Origin of the sequence: Halomonas sp. H10-59 (assembly GCF_040070555.1) — a bacterium.
GTDB classification, from domain to species: domain Bacteria; phylum Pseudomonadota; class Gammaproteobacteria; order Pseudomonadales; family Halomonadaceae; genus Halomonas; species Halomonas litopenaei.
The window spans coordinates 4546304-4562877 of the sequence record NZ_CP098828.1 but is presented as its reverse complement, the minus strand read 5'-3'; the positions used below and the strand labels follow the sequence as shown (position 1 = coordinate 4562877).

Genomic DNA, 16574 nt, shown 5'->3' with positions numbered 1-16574 from the left:
TCCGGGAGCCATTCGGAAGGCGAAAGGGGGTAATCGTCAAACTTGGGCTAAAGAGGCATTCTCGATGGCCGATAGTCGCTTGTGTCGACCTTGCAGCCGCAAGGCGTAACCCTTGACAGAGAGCGACATGATTCATTCCTTGAGATTTCGGCTCCTGCTGACCACCGTGGCCGTCATAGTGGTGGCCCTGGCCATCAATGGAGCGGTCAACCTCAGCATTCTGCATCACCATCAGGAGCGCCAGGATGCGCAGCAGCTGGCCTCGGTCGCCGAAGGCAATCGGGTGGCCATCGATGAGTGGGTGTCGAGCCACGCACGCCAGCTCGAGGCACTGGCGCCGGCAGTGTCCGATGCCGAACCCCTGGCGGCGCTGCTGCAGTTGCAGGCCGGTGGCGGCTTTCTCACCACCTATCTGGCCGAGGCCGCGAGCGGAGATGTGATCTTCTCCGACGGCTGGGATGCCCCCGCAGAGTATGATCCGCGTCAGCGCCCCTGGTATCAGCAGGCCGTTGAGGCTGAAGCGACCGTGGTGACCCCTCCCTACAAGGATGCCAACACGGGGGGGCTGGTGGTGACCTTCGCCACGCCCTTCTTTAATGAGGGCAGGCTCGAGGCGGTGGCGGGTGGCGATATCACCATCGACGGTGTGATCGATGTGGTGGCCGACATCGCGCCGACGCCGAGCAGTTTTGCCTTCCTCGTCGATGGTGAGGGAGCCCTGGTGGCGCATCCTGATGCCACGCTGAGCCTGGCGCCGGCGACCGAGCTGTCTGCGCGTCTGACGCCGGATTTCCTGACGCAGCTGGGTGACCAGGCACGCCCTGTCACCGTAGACATCGGCGGACGGCAGCGCGAGCTTCTCGCCACGCCCATCAGCGGTACCGACTGGCGACTGGTGATTGCCCTGGACAGCCGGGAGGCCGGTGCCAGCCTTCAGCAGGTGACACAGGCAGCGCTCTGGACCCTTGTGATCGTCGGCCTGGTGGCACTGCTGCTGCTGAGCGTGCTGCTGACCCTCGCGCTCAAGCGACTGTCGATTGCGCGGGATGCCATGGCCGACGTCGCCAGTGGCAACGGAGACCTGACCCGCCGCCTGCCGGAGGACGGCAAGGATGAGGTGGCCCAGATCGCGAGTGCGTTCAATCGCTTCGTGTCGCGCATGGAGGCGGTGATGATCACCATCCGGGACAGCAGCGAGTCGGTGCGGGTCGCCGCCGGCGAGATCGCACTGGGAGGGCAGGACCTGTCGCGACGCAGCGAAACGACCGCATCGAGCCTGCAGCAGACCTCGGCATCGATCGAGGAGATCACCAGCACCGTGGCGCATACGGCGGCCGCCTCGCGCGATGCCAGGCGGCAGTCGGGGGAGGCCACCGACGTCGCCGAGCGAGGCGGTGAGGTGGTGGACCAGGTGGTGGATACCATGGAGTCGATCACCGAGTCCTCTGTGCAGATCGGCGCCATCGTCAAGGTGATGGATGGTATCGCCTTTCAGACCAACCTGCTGGCGCTCAATGCTTCGGTGGAGGCGGCCCGGGCCGGGGAGCATGGCCGTGGCTTCGCCGTGGTGGCCAGTGAGGTACGCCAACTGGCCACCCGGTCCGCCGAGGCTTCCCGTGAAATTCGTAGCTTGATCGAGACCTCCGGCGAGCGCGTGGCCAGCGGTACCGAGCTGGTGCGCCGGGCGGGCGAGACCATGGGCGAGATCGTTCAACAGGTCGGGCGCGTCACGTTGAGCCTGGACGAGATCAGCGTGGCGGCGGAAGAGCAGAGCGAAGGTATCGCACAGGTGAATATCGCGGTGGCGGAGCTGGACCGCATGTCGCAGCAGAACGCGAGTCTGGTCGAAGAGTCCTCTGCTGCCACCGAGCACCTGCTGGAACAGGCCGACCGACTGGGGCGGATGGTGGCAGGATTTACCCTGAGTGAGGCTGCCAGCTCTGCCTCAGCGCCGGCCAATCACCCCGAGCGGGTTGCCGCGCCAACCCCCGCTTGATGTCCTGATAGTGAGCCGGGGGCCGGGTCTTTCCGGCCCCCGCTTCAACCCTCCACTTCAACCTTCCACTTCAACCCTCCAGTTCCAGCCCAGGTTCTTCCCCCTGGCGGCGCAGAGCCTGAGCTGTTCCCTGCCCTGCTTGTCACCCCAGGCCAGCAGGCACTCTGCGTCCCGGCCTCCTCTCGACGAGAGATGCCGGGGCGCGCGGTGTCCTTTGGTGGTCTCTCCCATGACAGGCCCCACGCTATCTACTTTCTACCTTTCTCTGTCCCTCTGTCCCTCTGTCCCTCTGTCCCTCTGTCCCTCTGTCCCTCTGTCCCTCTCTGCCTCTGTCCCTCCCTCTGTCCCTCTCTGCCTCCTGATTCTTGTGTTCCTCCGCGCCCTGCAGGGCGCCCGTCACCACGTGCCCGGTGACGGCGGAACGTCGATTGGGGGCCAGGAGGGCCTCCTTGAGAAGGATCAGACTGGAGGAAGCGCGCGCCTGGAGCGGCCTGGGAGCTAAAGTTCGGCACAGTTAATTGCCCTGCTCAATGGCAACTCCCTCATAAAAGCGGGCCTCTGGGCGCCCCCTCATGACCTTGGCGCCGAGTCGGGGCGTTAGAAGCTTACATTTGTTGGATGCTGGCACTTCTGACGATCAAGAAATGTTCTGCGCCAAGATGGTGAAGTTTTAATGAAAAACAATACCGTCGAAGTTAATTAATAAAGTTCTATGCCGGCCGTGCCTCACACCTAACCTAAATTCTCCAATGCTTACTTTAATTATTGTACCGAAGAACTAGGCACGAAGCTTTTAAATGTGCCGCAACGAAATTATTGCAATGAGCATGCTTTTTTCGGTCTTTGTTTTTTTGTTATGCCTTTGATTTTTTTGATCTTTTGCTGATTTTTTTGGCGTGTGTGGATTATGGCCTTTTAGATATTTTTTTGTATTGCAGCATAGTTAAAGGGAGGCGGATTACTCTCTATGCAGTAACCGTTTATTGCCCGCCAATAACCTCGCCCGTGTCTGGATGGAGAAGTACAAAAACATTAGTATCGATGATTGTGATCAAGTGTTAATGAACCGTTATCAATGTTACTCGTCTGTTTGCTACCACGGTCGAGGGCAAAATTCGTTGAAGCAGGGCATGGGAAGGCGTCCGTGACATCCCGGGGCGGTAGCGTGCTTCATCGCCATCAGGTCCAGTGCCCCTCTCCTGCACCAACTCGCGGATCACATGCCGCGCCCACTCTCCGGTGCCTGGAGCCTTGGTGCTGCTGTGGGCTATTCGGGCCAACGGCTGCGGCTACGTCACGCGGGTCGAGTCGGCCGAGTCCACGCATTCAGCCGGCGAGTGTTTCCCTTTCCGAGGACTTCGATCCGTCATGGAACTACTACCCGATCGCCAGACACACCTCCGACAGCTGGAGGCCGAATCGATCCATATCATCAGAGAAGTCGCAGCCGAGTTCCGTTCTCCGGTCATGATGTACTCGATCGGCAAAGATTCATCGGTGATGCTGCATCTGGCGCGCAAGGCTTTCTTTCCCGGCACGCCCCCCTTTCCGTTGATGCACGTGAACACCACCTGGAAGTTCCGCGAGATGATCGCCTTTCGCGATCTCATGGCGAAGCAGTCCGGCATGGAGCTGATCGAGCATATCAATCAGGAGGGGGTCGCGGCCGATATCAATCCCTTTGATCACGGTAGCGCCAAGTATACCGACGTGATGAAGACCGCCGCTCTCAAGCAGGCACTTGATCACCATGGATTCGACGCAGCCTTTGGGGGTGCCCGCAGGGATGAGGAGGCGAGTCGTGCCAAGGAGCGCATCTTCTCCTTCCGTGACAGGCATCATCGGTGGGAGCCGAAGAGCCAGCGTCCCGAGTTGTGGAGCCTGTATAACGCCAAGGTGAACAAGGGGGAGTCGATTCGCGTCTTTCCTCTCTCCAACTGGACGGAACTGGATATCTGGCAATACATCTATCTCGAGGGAATCCCCATTGTGCCGTTGTACTACGCCGCACCGCGGCCCGTGGTGGAGCGGGATGGCATGACGATCATGGTCGACGACGACCGGCTACCGCTGCGGAAGGGCGAAACGCCCCAGGAACGCTGGGTAAGATTCCGTACCCTCGGCTGTTATCCCCTGACCGGTGCGGTGGAATCTCGAGCCGCGACTCTCCCCGAAATCATCCAGGAAATGCTGCTGACGCGGACCAGCGAGCGCAGCGGTCGAGCCATCGATCATGATCAGGCGGGGTCGATGGAAAAGAAGAAGCGCGAGGGGTATTTCTAAATTAGTTGGAATGGATGTTCGTCTGCCGTCTTGTACTGAACTCGCGAATTGCCGATGGGGGGGGGGGCCGGGAAGGCGGCTACACCCATCTCTTCACCAGACGGCAAAGGCCGCGACTGCGTGGCTCGCCGCATTCCTCCACGCTCCGCTCTTCCAGTCTCCAGATTGCACTCCGGTTCAGCCCTAGTCTCCTCGGCATCCTTGTCCGGGTGCTGTGGCTTGCGCCTCTACCAGGAATTCGTCATGTCCCATCAATCCGAGCTGATCGCCAGCGACATCGAACGCTACCTGAAGGAACACGAGAACAAGGACCTGCTGCGCTTTATTACCTGCGGCAGTGTCGATGATGGCAAGTCCACTCTGATCGGGCGCCTGCTGCATGACTCCAAGATGATCTACGAGGATCAGCTGGCCGCCATCACCCAGGCATCTCGCACCAGCGGCACCACCGGTGACGAGGTGGATCTCGCGCTACTGGTGGATGGCCTGCAATCAGAGCGTGAGCAGGGGATCACCATCGATGTGGCCTATCGGTTCTTCTCCACCGAGAGACGCAAGTTCATCATTGCCGACACGCCGGGGCATGAGCAGTACACCCGCAACATGGCGACCGGCGCTTCCACGGCCAGTCTTGCGATCATACTGATTGATGCTCGACACGGTGTGCAGACCCAGACGCGTCGCCATAGCTTCATCTGCGACCTGCTGGGCATAGAGCACCTTGTGGTAGCGGTCAACAAGATGGATCTCGTGGCGTATGACGAAGATCGTTATCTGCAGATCGTCGACGAGTATCGGCTCGTCATGGATCGACTCGAAGCCCGGGATATACATTTTGTCCCGCTGTCTGCGCTGAAAGGCGACAACGTGGTCGAGCCCAGCAGCGAGATGCCCTGGTATGACGGCCCCAGCCTGCTCACGCTGCTGGAAGAGGTCGAGATCAGGCACGACCAGAATCTGCGAGATGTGCGCTTGCCGGTTCAGTTCGTCAACCGCCCCAATCTGGATTTCCGGGGATACGCGGGCACCCTCAGCTCCGGTGTCTTGACTCCCGGACTGGCGGTCAAGGTGCTGCCGAGCGGTACCACCAGTCAGGTGAAGCGCATCGTTACCATGGATGGTGATCTCGATGCGGCATTTCCCGGACAAGCGGTGACCATCACCTTGTGCGACGAGATCGATGCATCGCGCGGAGACTGGATCGTAGGGGTCGATGATCAGGTGCCGCTTCGGTCGGAATTCGTGGCCGATATTGTGTGGATGCACGAGTCCCCGTTGGAACCCGGGAAATTGTATGACATCAAGCTGGCCACTCGGGACCTTGCGGGAAAGGTTGTCGCCATCGACTACCTGGTGGACGTCAACACCCTGGAGCAACGGCATGGGGAGCAGCTGGATCTTAATGCTATCGCGCGTTGCCGTGTCGAGCTCACCACCGCGATACCTGTCGACGACTATCGTACCCACCCTGGCACGGGTTGCTTCATTCTGATCGACCGACTTAGCAACCTTACCGTCGGTGCCGGGATGATCCACAGTCCGTCGGATGCGGAGCTGCCCTACGAATTCCGCAAACACGACAGCAAGGCCAGCGTGGTGTGGAACCGCACCACGGTAACCCAGACCATGCGAGAGAGGATCAATGGCCACCGTGGCTGCTGCGTCTGGTTTACCGGGTTATCGGGCTCCGGCAAGTCGACCCTCGCCAATGCTCTGGAGGTGGAGCTCAATCGACGCGGGTATCACACCATGCTGCTGGATGGCGACAATGTCCGGCATGGGCTATGCAAGGACCTTGGCATGGGGGAGCAGGACAGGGCGGAGAATATTCGGCGAGTCGGTGAGGTTGCTCGGCTGTTCGCAGAGGCTGGGGTGATCGTTATTACCGCATTTATTTCGCCGTTTCGAGCAGATAGGGAGGCGGCCAGGGCGCTCTTTCTTAGCGATGATTTTGTCGAGGTGTTTGTCGATACGCCTCTGGATGTCTGTGAAGAGAGAGACCCTAAGGGACTGTATCAGAAGGCGAGGGAAGGCAAAATTCTGGATTTTACTGGCATCAATAGTCCTTATGAGGCGCCTGTAAAGCCAGAGGTTTCCGTCAATACAGAGATAATTAGCGAGCAAGATATTATTGCGAAATTGCTAAAACATCTGTAACAGTTATTCGTCGTTTATCGCATGACGACGTCGGGAATTTCGCTATGATTATGCTTCGATATTGCACGTTTTTAAGGTCGATTTCAGCCGATGGAAGGGCGCCTGAAAGGGCCTCGGGTCTTTCGAGGAAAAGCGTCTTTCGCCGGGGTGCCACGGTCACGCTTCTTCTTGCTACGGTGCTGATCACCGGCTGTGTTCAGCGTCCGCTTACCCAGCCGAACAGTGCCCAGGGGATCATGAGCGAGCCTTCCGGGATCCCTGCCTCCAGCGACTTGTCGCGGTTTCTTGCCCAAACCCCCGCCGGGAGCGCCACCACACTATCGAGTAGCCCCTGGGGAGCGAATGTGGAGGTGGTGGCTGACTCCCCCTACTTCTCTGCCAGCAGGCGCATATGTCGTCACTTGACAGTGACTCGCCGGAGCAACGGGGATCGACTGGCGGCCGTTGCCTGCAAGTCGGGAGAAGGCGCCTGGTTTACCAGTCGCCTGGTAACGGCGCTGTACAACGGAGCGGAGACCTGGTGATGACGATCATGGATGAACGGCTCGGCAGGGCGGTGCTGTATCTGGCAAGACGGCTGGCGTTGCCTGTGTTGTTGCTGATGGTGAGCTGGTCGATGGCGAACTCGGTCGCTGCGCAGGGTATTGCTCTGCCGGACGATATCTTGCCTCAGGCTCGGGAGCAGACGGATGAAGGGACGATCAATGACTCGCCTCGCGCCAACTGGAGCAACGATCGCTACGGGCCGCCCTCGATACCGTCACCGATCGATGTGGAACTGCTTCCTCCCTTTGGCGCCAACCTCTTTACCGGTGGGTTTCGAGGCACCATGGCAGATGGGCTCAACCGTGACTATCGCATCAAACCTGGTGATCAGGTCACCCTGAGAGCATGGGGGGCGGTGGAATTCGATCGAGTGGTGCCCGTGGATGCCCAAGGCAATATCTTTCTCCCGTCGATCGGCCCCCTCGCCGTGCAGGGAATGAGTCATGGCCAGTTGGATGCTCGGGTTCGAGAAGCGATCCAGAGCATCTATCCCGAGAACGTGCAGGTGTACACCAACCTGCAAGGCGTTCAGCCCGTCGGTGTCTATGTCACCGGCTATGTGCACAGCCCTGGACGTTACGCGGGCACCCCCTCGGATTCGATTCTGTACTTTCTCGATCAGGCCGGGGGGATCGACAACGCCCTTGGCAGCTATCGCAGCATCAGCCTGATGCGTCAGGGGCAACGCCTGGCCAGCTTCGATCTCTACGACTTTTTGCTGGATGGCAGGATCGCTCGGCCTCAGTTGCGCGACGGCGATACTATCGTGGTGGGTGAACGAGGCCCCTCCATCGCGGTGACCGGTGATGTGGAACGCGCCTACCGATACGAACTACAGTCTGGCCAGTTGAGTGGCAGCGATCTGGTAAGCCTGGCCCGCCTGAAGAGTGGTGTGTCTCACGTATTGCTGCGCGGAGAGCGTGCAACAGGCCCGGTTGCCACCTACCTGACGCTCGACGAATTTCTCGCGCGCCAGGTCCAGCCTGGTGATGAGGTGATCTTCAATGCAGATCATCAGGAAGGCACCATCGTGGTTGCCCTCGAGGGGAGTTTTCTGGGCCCGTCGAGGTTTGCCCTGCCGCGGGATGCCCGGCTCGGAGAGTTGCTGGACGCCGTCGCCATCCTGTCCGACATGTCGGCCAGCCACAATGTGTCGATTCGCCGAGAAAGCGTAGCACGGCAGCAGAAAGAGGCGCTCGAGGATAGTCTCCGTCGTCTGGAAACGACCTATCTGGGAACATCGTCATCCACCGATGAGGAGGCCAGAATCAGGATTCGCGAGGCCGAGCTGATTCAGATGTTTGTGGCGCGGGCGCGACAGCTCGAACCCAGCGGTCGACTGGTGGTCGCCAGTGATCAAGGGGTTGCCGACATTCGGTTGCAGGACGGTGACGTCATCACGTTGCCGGAGGCCATGGATTCGGTGCTCATCAGCGGAGAGGTGGTCGTGCCACAGGCGGTGGTCTATCAGCCGGGTTCTGGTCTCGACCACTATCTTGATGCCGCAGGTGGTCTTACCCAGCGTGGCGATGAGGACAACATATTGGTGGTTCGCCAGAACGGCGCGGTGCGGAATGCCGACGATATCACCCTGCGTGCAGGAGACGAGATTCTGGTGATGCCGGCTGTCCCCACCAAGAATCTTCAGTTGGCAACCAGCCTGACCCAGATCCTTTATCAGATTGCCGTGGCCACCAAGGTGGCGATCGATCTCTAGAGGGGGGCAGCATGTCGATGATTGGCAACTCCGTGCAACGCCACCCTTGGGTGGTGACGCGTAGCGTCTGGTACGCCATGTTCCTGCGAGAGGCCATTGCGCGCACCATGTCGGATCGCCTGGGCTGGTTCTGGATGATCGCGGAACCTGTGTTCTTCACACTGATCATGGTGGCCATCCGCAGTCTCATCCGCGGAGACGCCCTTATCGTGGGAGCCCCTTTCATCCCATGGATGGTGGTCGGACTGATGGGATTTTTTCTGGTTCGCGAAGGGATGATTAGAGGGCTGGGAGCCATCAAGGCCAACCAGGCGCTGTTCGCCTATCGGCAGGTCAGGCCCGTGGACCCGGTGTTGGTGCGCAACGCCCTGGAGGGGCTTCTGCGATCACTGATATTTCTCTTGTTCATCTTCGGCGGCATGTTGCTCAAGGTCGAGGCGCTGGCACCTGACGACGCCCTGTTGGCACTGGCGTGGTGGCTCTCGCTCTGGCTGCTGGGCCTGGCGCTTGGGCTAATTGTCTCCGTGCTTGCCACCCTCATCGCCGAGGTGGCGATCGTGCTACGGATGATGATCATGCCATTGTTGATCCTATCCGGTGTCATTTTCCCGATCCATCACATGCCCCACTGGATGCGTGAGTACCTGTTGCTCAACCCGATTGTTCATGGTCTGGAGCGACTACGTGGCGGTTTTTTTGAAGGGTATTGGCAGGTCCCTGGTACCAGTGCCCCCTATTACTGGATGGTGACGCTGGCACTGCTGTCACTAGGATTGATGCTACACCTTCGGTTTCGACATCGGCTGATGGCGCAATGATCCAGATAGAACACCTCTACAAGCGCTATCACCATCACAAGGTCAGGGACTGGGTGTTGAAGGATATCAACCTGACCATCCCCCACGGCGTAAGCGTTGGAGTGTTGGGGAGAAATGGCGCGGGAAAGTCGACCCTGCTGCGATTGATTGCCGGCATGGATACGGCTGAAAGGGGCTCTATCCGGCGCGATGCTCGGGTCTCCTGGCCGATGGGACTGGCCGGAGGTTTTCAGGGGGCCTTGAGTGGCCGTCAGAACGTCAAGTTTGTTGCCCGTGTCCATGGTGGTGGTCGTGACGTCGGAGCCATCATCGACAAGGTGCAGGAATTTGCAGAGCTCGGGCCGGCCTTCGATGACCCGATTCGTACTTACTCCTCCGGGATGCGTGCGCGACTCAATTTTGGTCTGTCGCTGGCGTTTGATTTCGATGTCTATCTGTCTGACGAGGCGACCTCGGTGGGCGATCGGGTATTCAAGGCCAAGGCGACCCGTGCCTTCAAGGACAGGGTCAATCGCGCAAGCCTAGTCATGGTCTCCCACAGCGAAGGCATACTGCGCGAACTGTGCCAGGCAGGCATCTATCTGAAGCATGGCGAGGCGTTCTGGTTTGACGATATCAGAGACGCCATTCGCAGCTATCACCAGGACAGTGACAGCAAGGCCAAGGCCAAGGCCACCGGCGGCCCCGGCAATGGGCCACGCCACGATGGCGAGCCGCAAGCACCCCGGTATCCGTCACCTGCGCCGACACCGGGTATCGACACAATGTCCCTGGATACGCTCAAGGCATTGCTGGGCAAGCGCAGACAGCAGCTGGAGCGTATCCAGAAGCGCCTCGATGCTCTGGAGATGGGGCGTGAGAACGCAGACGAACTGGTCGACCCGAGGGTCCGTCAGGAGCTCATTGCTCGCCTTCACCTGGCGAAGCAGCGCTTGCATGAGGTTCGTCGCGCGGTACAGACGAAAAAGCGAGCCACACCCGCCAGTGGCAAGGACGATTCGGGGAAGGATTCGCGGAAGGAGTCGGAGAAGGGTTTCGAGAAGAAAGAACGGTAGCCACCAGGCGATGGCAAGGCGTCGCTCACTGAGGACTAGATCCCGACGGTGGTGCTCGCATTCAGAGGCGTCCGGATGCCCCGCGACGTCGCTCCAGCAAGGAAGCCAAGATAATGTTGCGATGGATTGCTCGGCAGCCCCATTGGGCATTTGCCTGCCTGTCGATATTGGCCATGTCCTTCTACTGGCTAGTCTGGGCCGAGGATCGGTACGTATCCGAGGCCGTCGTGGTACTGGAAAGCCCACAGATCGCTGCCCCAACCTTCGACTTCTCGAGCCTGCTTTCCGGTGCCAGCGTCGATAGCGATATGTTGCTTTTGCGGGAGTATCTGCTTTCTGTGGATATGCTCAAGAAGGCTGATGAACGGCTCGACCTGAGGTCTCATTACAGTGAGAACGGTGACTTTCCTGCTCGTCTGTGGGACGCCGAGGCTCCCATCGAAGACCTTCATGAGTATTACCTGAGTCGCGTAGAGGTAACGCTCGATGACTACGCAGGGGTCCTGAAGCTGGAGGTCCAGGGCTTCTCTCCCGAGTTTGCCCAGCAACTGACCTCGCTTTTACTGGCGGAAGGTGAAGCGCACATGAATGCCATGGGGCAGCGCCTGGCTCAGGATCAAGTACGGTTCCTCGAGCTTCAGGTAGAGCGCCTGTCCGATCGGTTGGATCAGACACGCACGGATCTCCTGGACTATCAGAACGAGCATGGTCTGGTGTCTCCTACCTCGACCGTGGACAGCCTCAACCAGGTGGTGGCCAGTCTGGAAGGTGAGCTGGCAAGACTGGAAGCCCGGCGTAGCGCCTTGGCCAGCTTTTCCAGCCAGCGTTCATCGGACATGGTGAGAGTCGAGAGCGAAATCACTGCGTTGCGTCGTCAGATCGATCAGGAGCGTGAGCGACTGGCAAAGGCCACAGGAGACTCCCTCAACCGCCTGTCCTCCGAGTATCAGCGGCTTGAACTGCGGGCTCGCTTTGCCCAGGAGACCTATGCCAGCGCTCTCGGTGCATTGGAGGGCACGCGCATCGAGGCTGCTCGCAAGCTTAAGCAGATCAGTATCTTGCAGAGCCCTCTACTGCCCGAGTACGCCACGCGTCCTGAGCGCCTCTACAACCTGACCATCTTTGTGATCGTCACTCTGTTCCTTGCCTTCATTGCCAGCATGCTGTGGCTGATCGTCCAGGACCACAGAGACTGACGCTCTTGCTGATGGAACTACCGATAGCTGTCGTCGGACGGCTGCCGCAATGAAGCCCTTCATGTTGAAGAGCTCAGGGCTCACGCTTCCTGTCATCCTCTCTTCCTTCCCGCCCGTATGCCATTTCTAGCGTCCTCCCTGGCGGGGCGGGCAGAATTTCCAGTCCTCTCGGGGTTCTTTCATGATCAAGACGTTTCTCGTGACCGGTGGTGCCGGTTTTATCGGCTCGGCCGTGGTGAGGGAGTTGATTACCCACACCCCTCATCGTGTCGTCAATGTGGACAAGCTGACCTATGCCGGCAATCTGGCATCCGTAGCGTCTGTCGCCTCCGATCCTCGCTATATCTTCGAGAGAGCGGACATCTGTGATGGCGCGGCAATGAGCAGAATTCTGGACAAGTACCGCCCCGATGTGGTGATGCATCTGGCCGCTGAAAGCCACGTTGATCGCTCCATCGACGGGCCTCGCGCCTTTATTCAGACCAATGTGGTGGGCACTCTGGTATTGCTCGAGGCGGTACGCGGGTACTGGGAAGGAATCAGGCAACAGGACAGCGACAAGGCCGATGGTTTTCGGTTTCACCACATCTCCACCGACGAAGTCTACGGAGACCTCGAGAATGATGGCAGCCTGTTCACCGAACAGACCCCCTACGCGCCTAGTTCGCCCTACTCGGCCAGCAAGGCGGGATCGGATCACCTGGTGCGGGCGTGGACGCGCACCTATGGCTTGCCTTGCCTGGTGACCAATTGTTCAAACAACTATGGTCCGTTTCACTTTCCTGAAAAACTGATTCCTCTGATGATCCTCAATGCGCTGCATGGAGAGGCTCTTCCTGTCTACGGTGATGGTGGACAGGTACGAGACTGGCTCTATGTCGAGGACCATGCGCGCGCCCTGGTGCTGGTTGCCAGCGAGGGAAAGGTTGGAGATACCTACAACATTGGTGGCCATAACGAGAAAACCAACCTCGAAGTGGTACACACAATCTGTGACCTGTTGACGGAAATGGCTCCGGACAAGGGCGAATATCGTGATCTGATCACCTACGTCGCCGACAGGCCTGGCCACGACCGGCGCTATGCCATCGATGCATCCTACATTCAGCACACGTTGGCCTGGGAGCCACGAGAGACTTTCGAGTCTGGCCTTCGCAAGACAGTGTCCTGGTATCTGGCCAACGAGTCGTGGTGGAAGGCGGTGCAGGATGGTAGCTACCGGGCCGAGCGCCTGGGGGTGTTGTCATGAGTGGGCTCTTGCTTGGTGCCTCGGGCCAGGTGGGCCATGAGCTTCACAAGGCGCTAGCCATCCATCTGGATCTTCATGCGCCTGACCGCAGGACCCTGGATCTGACCGACCTTGATGCGGTGAAACGCTGTCTGGACCACTATCGCCCCCAGTGGGTGATCAATGCTGCTGCCTACACCGCGGTGGACCAGGCAGAGACCGATACGGCGACTGCCTTTCGACTCAATGCAGAGCTGCCTGGCTGTCTCGCACGCTATTGTGCCGATCACGGGGCACTGTTGACGCACTATTCCAGCGACTACGTCTATCCAGGCGATGGCATTCGGCCCTGGACGGAAGATAGTCCAACCGACCCTTTATCTTGCTACGGCCAGTCCAAGCTTGCCGGCGACGAGGCGGTGCTCGCCAGTAGATGCGACGCACAAATCTTCCGGACAAGTTGGGTTTACAGTGCCAGGGGCAACAACTTCATGAAGACCATGCTGCGTCTGGGGCGGGAGCGGGCGTCCCTGGCAATTGTCGACGACCAGGTGGGGGCCCCTACGCCAGCACGCCTGATTGCTGACGTGACCTTGCATGCGTGGCAAGTCTACCGCTCTCGTCCCGAACTGACCGGGCTCTACCATCTGGCACCACGGGGTTTCGTGTCCTGGTATGACTTTGCCCGAGAGATTTTTCGTCTCGCCCGTCTGCACGGCCTTCCTCTCATGCTCTGCGACGACCAGCTGTCTCGTCTGGCGACGAAGGACTATCCCACACCAGCAAAGCGTCCACCCAACTCCCGGCTGTCGGTCTCTCGTCTTGAGAACGCCTTCGACATCTCGCTCCCTGACTGGAGGGGACAGTTGTCTCTCACCATGAAGGACTACCTAAGGTAGGCCTGCCGCCGCAAGGCGTTGTCCGAAAACTAGAGGTTACCGCCATGAATCGGAAGGGAATCATCCTTGCCGGAGGCTCCGGTACGAGACTTCACCCCATTACCCATGGGGTCTCAAAACAGCTTCTCCCTGTCTACGACAAGCCGATGATCTACTATCCGCTCTCGGTGCTAATGTTGGCAGGAATAAGAGAAATACTGGTGATATCTACACCGGATGATCTACCGGTCTACCGTCAGTTGCTCGGTACCGGTGACCAATTTGGTGTTTCCTTGTCCTACGCAGAGCAGCCAAAGCCAGAGGGACTGGCCCAGGCTTTTATTATCGGCGAGAAGTTTATTGGTGATTCTCCTGTCTGTCTCGTCCTTGGCGATAATATCTTCCACGGACAACACTTTTCCGAGCAACTTCTGAGAGCCTCCGACCAGGCTCGAGGTGCCACAGTGTTCGGCTATTTCGTCAAAGACCCGGAACGCTTTGGTGTTGTCGAGTTTGATGAGAAAGGGCGTGCGGTCTCTATTGAGGAAAAGCCCAAAAAACCAAAGTCATCCTATGCGGTGACGGGCTTGTACTTTTATGACAACTCCGTGGTGGACATCGCGCGGAGCGTCAAGCCATCGGCTCGGGGAGAGTTGGAGATAACCTCGATCAACAATGAATATCTACACCGTGGTGAACTTCACGTAGAGCGTTTGGGGAGAGGATTTGCCTGGTTGGATACAGGTACTCATGACAGTTTACTTGAGGCAGCGCAGTACGTGCAGACAGTCGAACATCGACAGGGGCTGAAGATAGCCTGTCTGGAAGAGATTGCCTGGACTCAAGGCTGGATCAGTGACGAGTTCCTGCTTTCACAGGCAAACAGCCTTTCCAAGACAGGATACGGGGAATACCTGCTACAGCTTCTGGCCGCGAAGGCTGTTGGTCAGTGACAAGGCTACCTGATGGTGGAGGTGACGTGCATGAAAGTTGAAAGGCTGGCTATTCCTGATGTCGTGCTATTTACGCCAAAAGTGTTCGGTGACGAAAGAGGTTTCTTTATGGAAACCTTTCGCCAGGAAACATTTGATGAAGTCTGTGGTGAACACAAGTTTGTTCAGGACAACCATAGTAGGTCGAGTCGATCGATACTCAGGGGACTGCATTATCAGCTGAAGCATCCCCAGGGAAAGCTGGTGAGAGTAATCAGGGGAGAGGTATTCGACGTAGCCGTCGATATGCGAACGTCCAGTGCCACCTATGGTAAGTGGGTAGGCGTTTTCTTGAACGAAGACAACCGACAGATGCTCTGGGTACCACCTGGATTTGCACATGGTTTCTACGTTACCAGTGACGATGCCGAGTTTGTATACAAGTGTACTGACTATTACGCGCCTTCAGACGAAATGTCGGTGCACTGGGCAGATACTATCCTGTCAATCGACTGGCCATTGGACAACATTGAGCCACGAGTTTCCGATAAGGATGCTCGAGGGATGTCGTTTGTCGAGGCTCCTGGCTACTAGTAATTGCCTGAGGAAGTAGACGTGGTAGAACATGAACCAAGAAGTGGCCCGGCGGTCTCAATGAGCAAGTGCAACACCTGATCGATCAGGTACGCTATCGCTATGACTCATTGCTACCACCACCTTACTACTGAAGAACGTGCCACCATCATGCTGATGCGTGAAGGTCACTCGATACGCTCCATCGCCAAGTTCCTTGGGAGAGCTGCCAGCACGATTTCTCGAGAACTGGCTCGGCATGCGGTACCTTCTCATGCTGGCTACGACGCCAGTCTGGCGGGTTTCAGGGCCACGCTGACGCGACATCGAGCACGACGACAATCTAAGTTGCGCCTTGGTACGCCTCTCTTCGATCTGGTGACCTACCTGTTGCGCAAGTACTGGTCTCCTAGGCAGATAGCCATCACACTGAAGCGCATGTATCCAAATGACCCTACACGTCAGGTCTCCCACGAGGCCATCTACAACGCGCTCTATGTGATGCCCCGAGGCTCGCTGAAAAAAGAGCTCATTGCTTGCCTTCGGCAGGGGAAGGGAAAGCGGCGTCCACGCAGTCGTGGCAAGGATCGTCGCCGCCAAACTCCTGACTTGGTCAGTATTCATCTCCGGCCGCCTGAGATCGAAGATCGGTTGATGCCCGGGCATTGGGAAGGCGACCTCATCATGGGGGCCAGCAACCGTTCTGCCGTAGGCACGTTGGTTGAGCGCACGACACGCTTCGTCATACTGGTGAAAATGGACGGTACGACCGCGACGGATGCGATGGTCGGCTTTAGTGACAAATTGAACCGTGTTCCACGCTCACTACGGCTGTCGATGACCTACGACCAAGGGAGCGAGATGGTCAAGCATGCCGAAATAACCCAACGTACCGGGACAGCCATCTACTTCGCCGATCCACACAGCCCGTGGCAACGTGGGTCTAACGAGAATACCAATGGTCTGCTTCGACAGTATCTGCCCAAAGGAACGGACCTATCGACCTACACCCAGGAGGAGCTCGATGAGATCGCAGACTCACTCAATACCAGGCCTAGAGAGACGTTGAACGCCAAGACGCCTCTGGAGGTATACGCGGAGGTTCTCCAGAAGTCAGTGCCCGGATCTCCGGCACTCCAATAGTGTTGCGCTTGTAGGTTGAGACCGCCCCCTCCCTCTTCGCAATCACCACACT

12 protein-coding genes are annotated in these 16574 nt (G+C 58.4%); all 12 read left to right on the top strand.

Features of this window, described 5'->3' with window-relative positions:
• Positions 1–127 precede the first annotated feature (127 nt).
• The 12 genes from NFG57_RS19870 to NFG57_RS19815 all read left to right on the top strand — a co-directional run bounded on the left by NFG57_RS19870 (position 128) and on the right by NFG57_RS19815 (position 16522).
• Positions 128–1996 (top strand): methyl-accepting chemotaxis protein, encoded by a 1869-nt coding sequence (locus tag NFG57_RS19870; RefSeq protein ID WP_348815028.1) that lies wholly within the window; start codon positions 128–130, stop codon positions 1994–1996.
• A gap of 1368 nt (positions 1997–3364) precedes the next feature.
• Positions 3365–4279 carry a sulfate adenylyltransferase subunit CysD gene (gene cysD / locus NFG57_RS19865; RefSeq protein ID WP_045992429.1) on the top strand — a complete coding sequence of 305 codons (915 nt, stop codon included), beginning with the start codon at positions 3365–3367 and terminating at the stop codon, positions 4277–4279.
• A 243-nt stretch (positions 4280–4522) separates the two neighbouring features.
• Positions 4523–6436 (top strand): sulfate adenylyltransferase subunit CysN, encoded by a 1914-nt coding sequence (gene cysN / locus NFG57_RS19860; RefSeq protein WP_348815027.1) that lies wholly within the window; start codon positions 4523–4525, stop codon positions 6434–6436.
• 523 nt (positions 6437–6959) lie between these two features.
• Entirely contained in the window at positions 6960–8699 is a 1740-nt protein-coding gene (locus tag NFG57_RS19855; protein WP_222516332.1) for a polysaccharide biosynthesis/export family protein, read from the top strand.
• 11 nt (positions 8700–8710) lie between these two features.
• Complete coding sequence (locus tag NFG57_RS19850) at positions 8711–9517, top strand: ABC transporter permease (RefSeq protein WP_108132080.1); 807 nt, start codon at positions 8711–8713, stop codon at positions 9515–9517.
• The gene (locus tag NFG57_RS19845) at positions 9514–10572 is read left to right on the top strand and encodes an ABC transporter ATP-binding protein (RefSeq protein WP_108132081.1); all 1059 of its coding nucleotides are present in this window, start codon (positions 9514–9516) and stop codon (positions 10570–10572) included. The genes NFG57_RS19850 and NFG57_RS19845 overlap by 4 nt, the downstream gene beginning before the upstream one ends.
• A 173-nt stretch (positions 10573–10745) precedes the next feature.
• Positions 10746–11768 (top strand): chain-length determining protein, encoded by a 1023-nt coding sequence (locus NFG57_RS19840; protein ID WP_231498577.1) that lies wholly within the window; start codon positions 10746–10748, stop codon positions 11766–11768.
• Positions 11769–11949: 181 nt separating this feature from the next.
• Positions 11950–13017 carry a dTDP-glucose 4,6-dehydratase gene (gene rfbB / locus NFG57_RS19835; protein ID WP_261395325.1) on the top strand — a complete coding sequence of 356 codons (1068 nt, stop codon included), beginning with the start codon at positions 11950–11952 and terminating at the stop codon, positions 13015–13017.
• Entirely contained in the window at positions 13014–13895 is an 882-nt protein-coding gene (rfbD, locus tag NFG57_RS19830; protein ID WP_222516334.1) for a dTDP-4-dehydrorhamnose reductase, read from the top strand. Before rfbB ends, rfbD begins: the two co-directional genes overlap by 4 nt.
• A 44-nt stretch (positions 13896–13939) precedes the next feature.
• Positions 13940–14827: a glucose-1-phosphate thymidylyltransferase RfbA gene (gene rfbA, locus NFG57_RS19825; protein WP_108132084.1), complete on the top strand. Its 888-nt coding sequence runs from the start codon at positions 13940–13942 to the stop codon at positions 14825–14827.
• 30 nt (positions 14828–14857) lie between these two features.
• Positions 14858–15400 (top strand): dTDP-4-dehydrorhamnose 3,5-epimerase, encoded by a 543-nt coding sequence (rfbC, locus tag NFG57_RS19820; protein ID WP_348815026.1) that lies wholly within the window; start codon positions 14858–14860, stop codon positions 15398–15400.
• 102 nt (positions 15401–15502) lie between these two features.
• Positions 15503–16522: an IS30 family transposase gene (locus tag NFG57_RS19815; protein WP_348815025.1), complete on the top strand. Its 1020-nt coding sequence runs from the start codon at positions 15503–15505 to the stop codon at positions 16520–16522.
• The last annotated feature ends 52 nt before the right edge of the window (positions 16523–16574 follow it).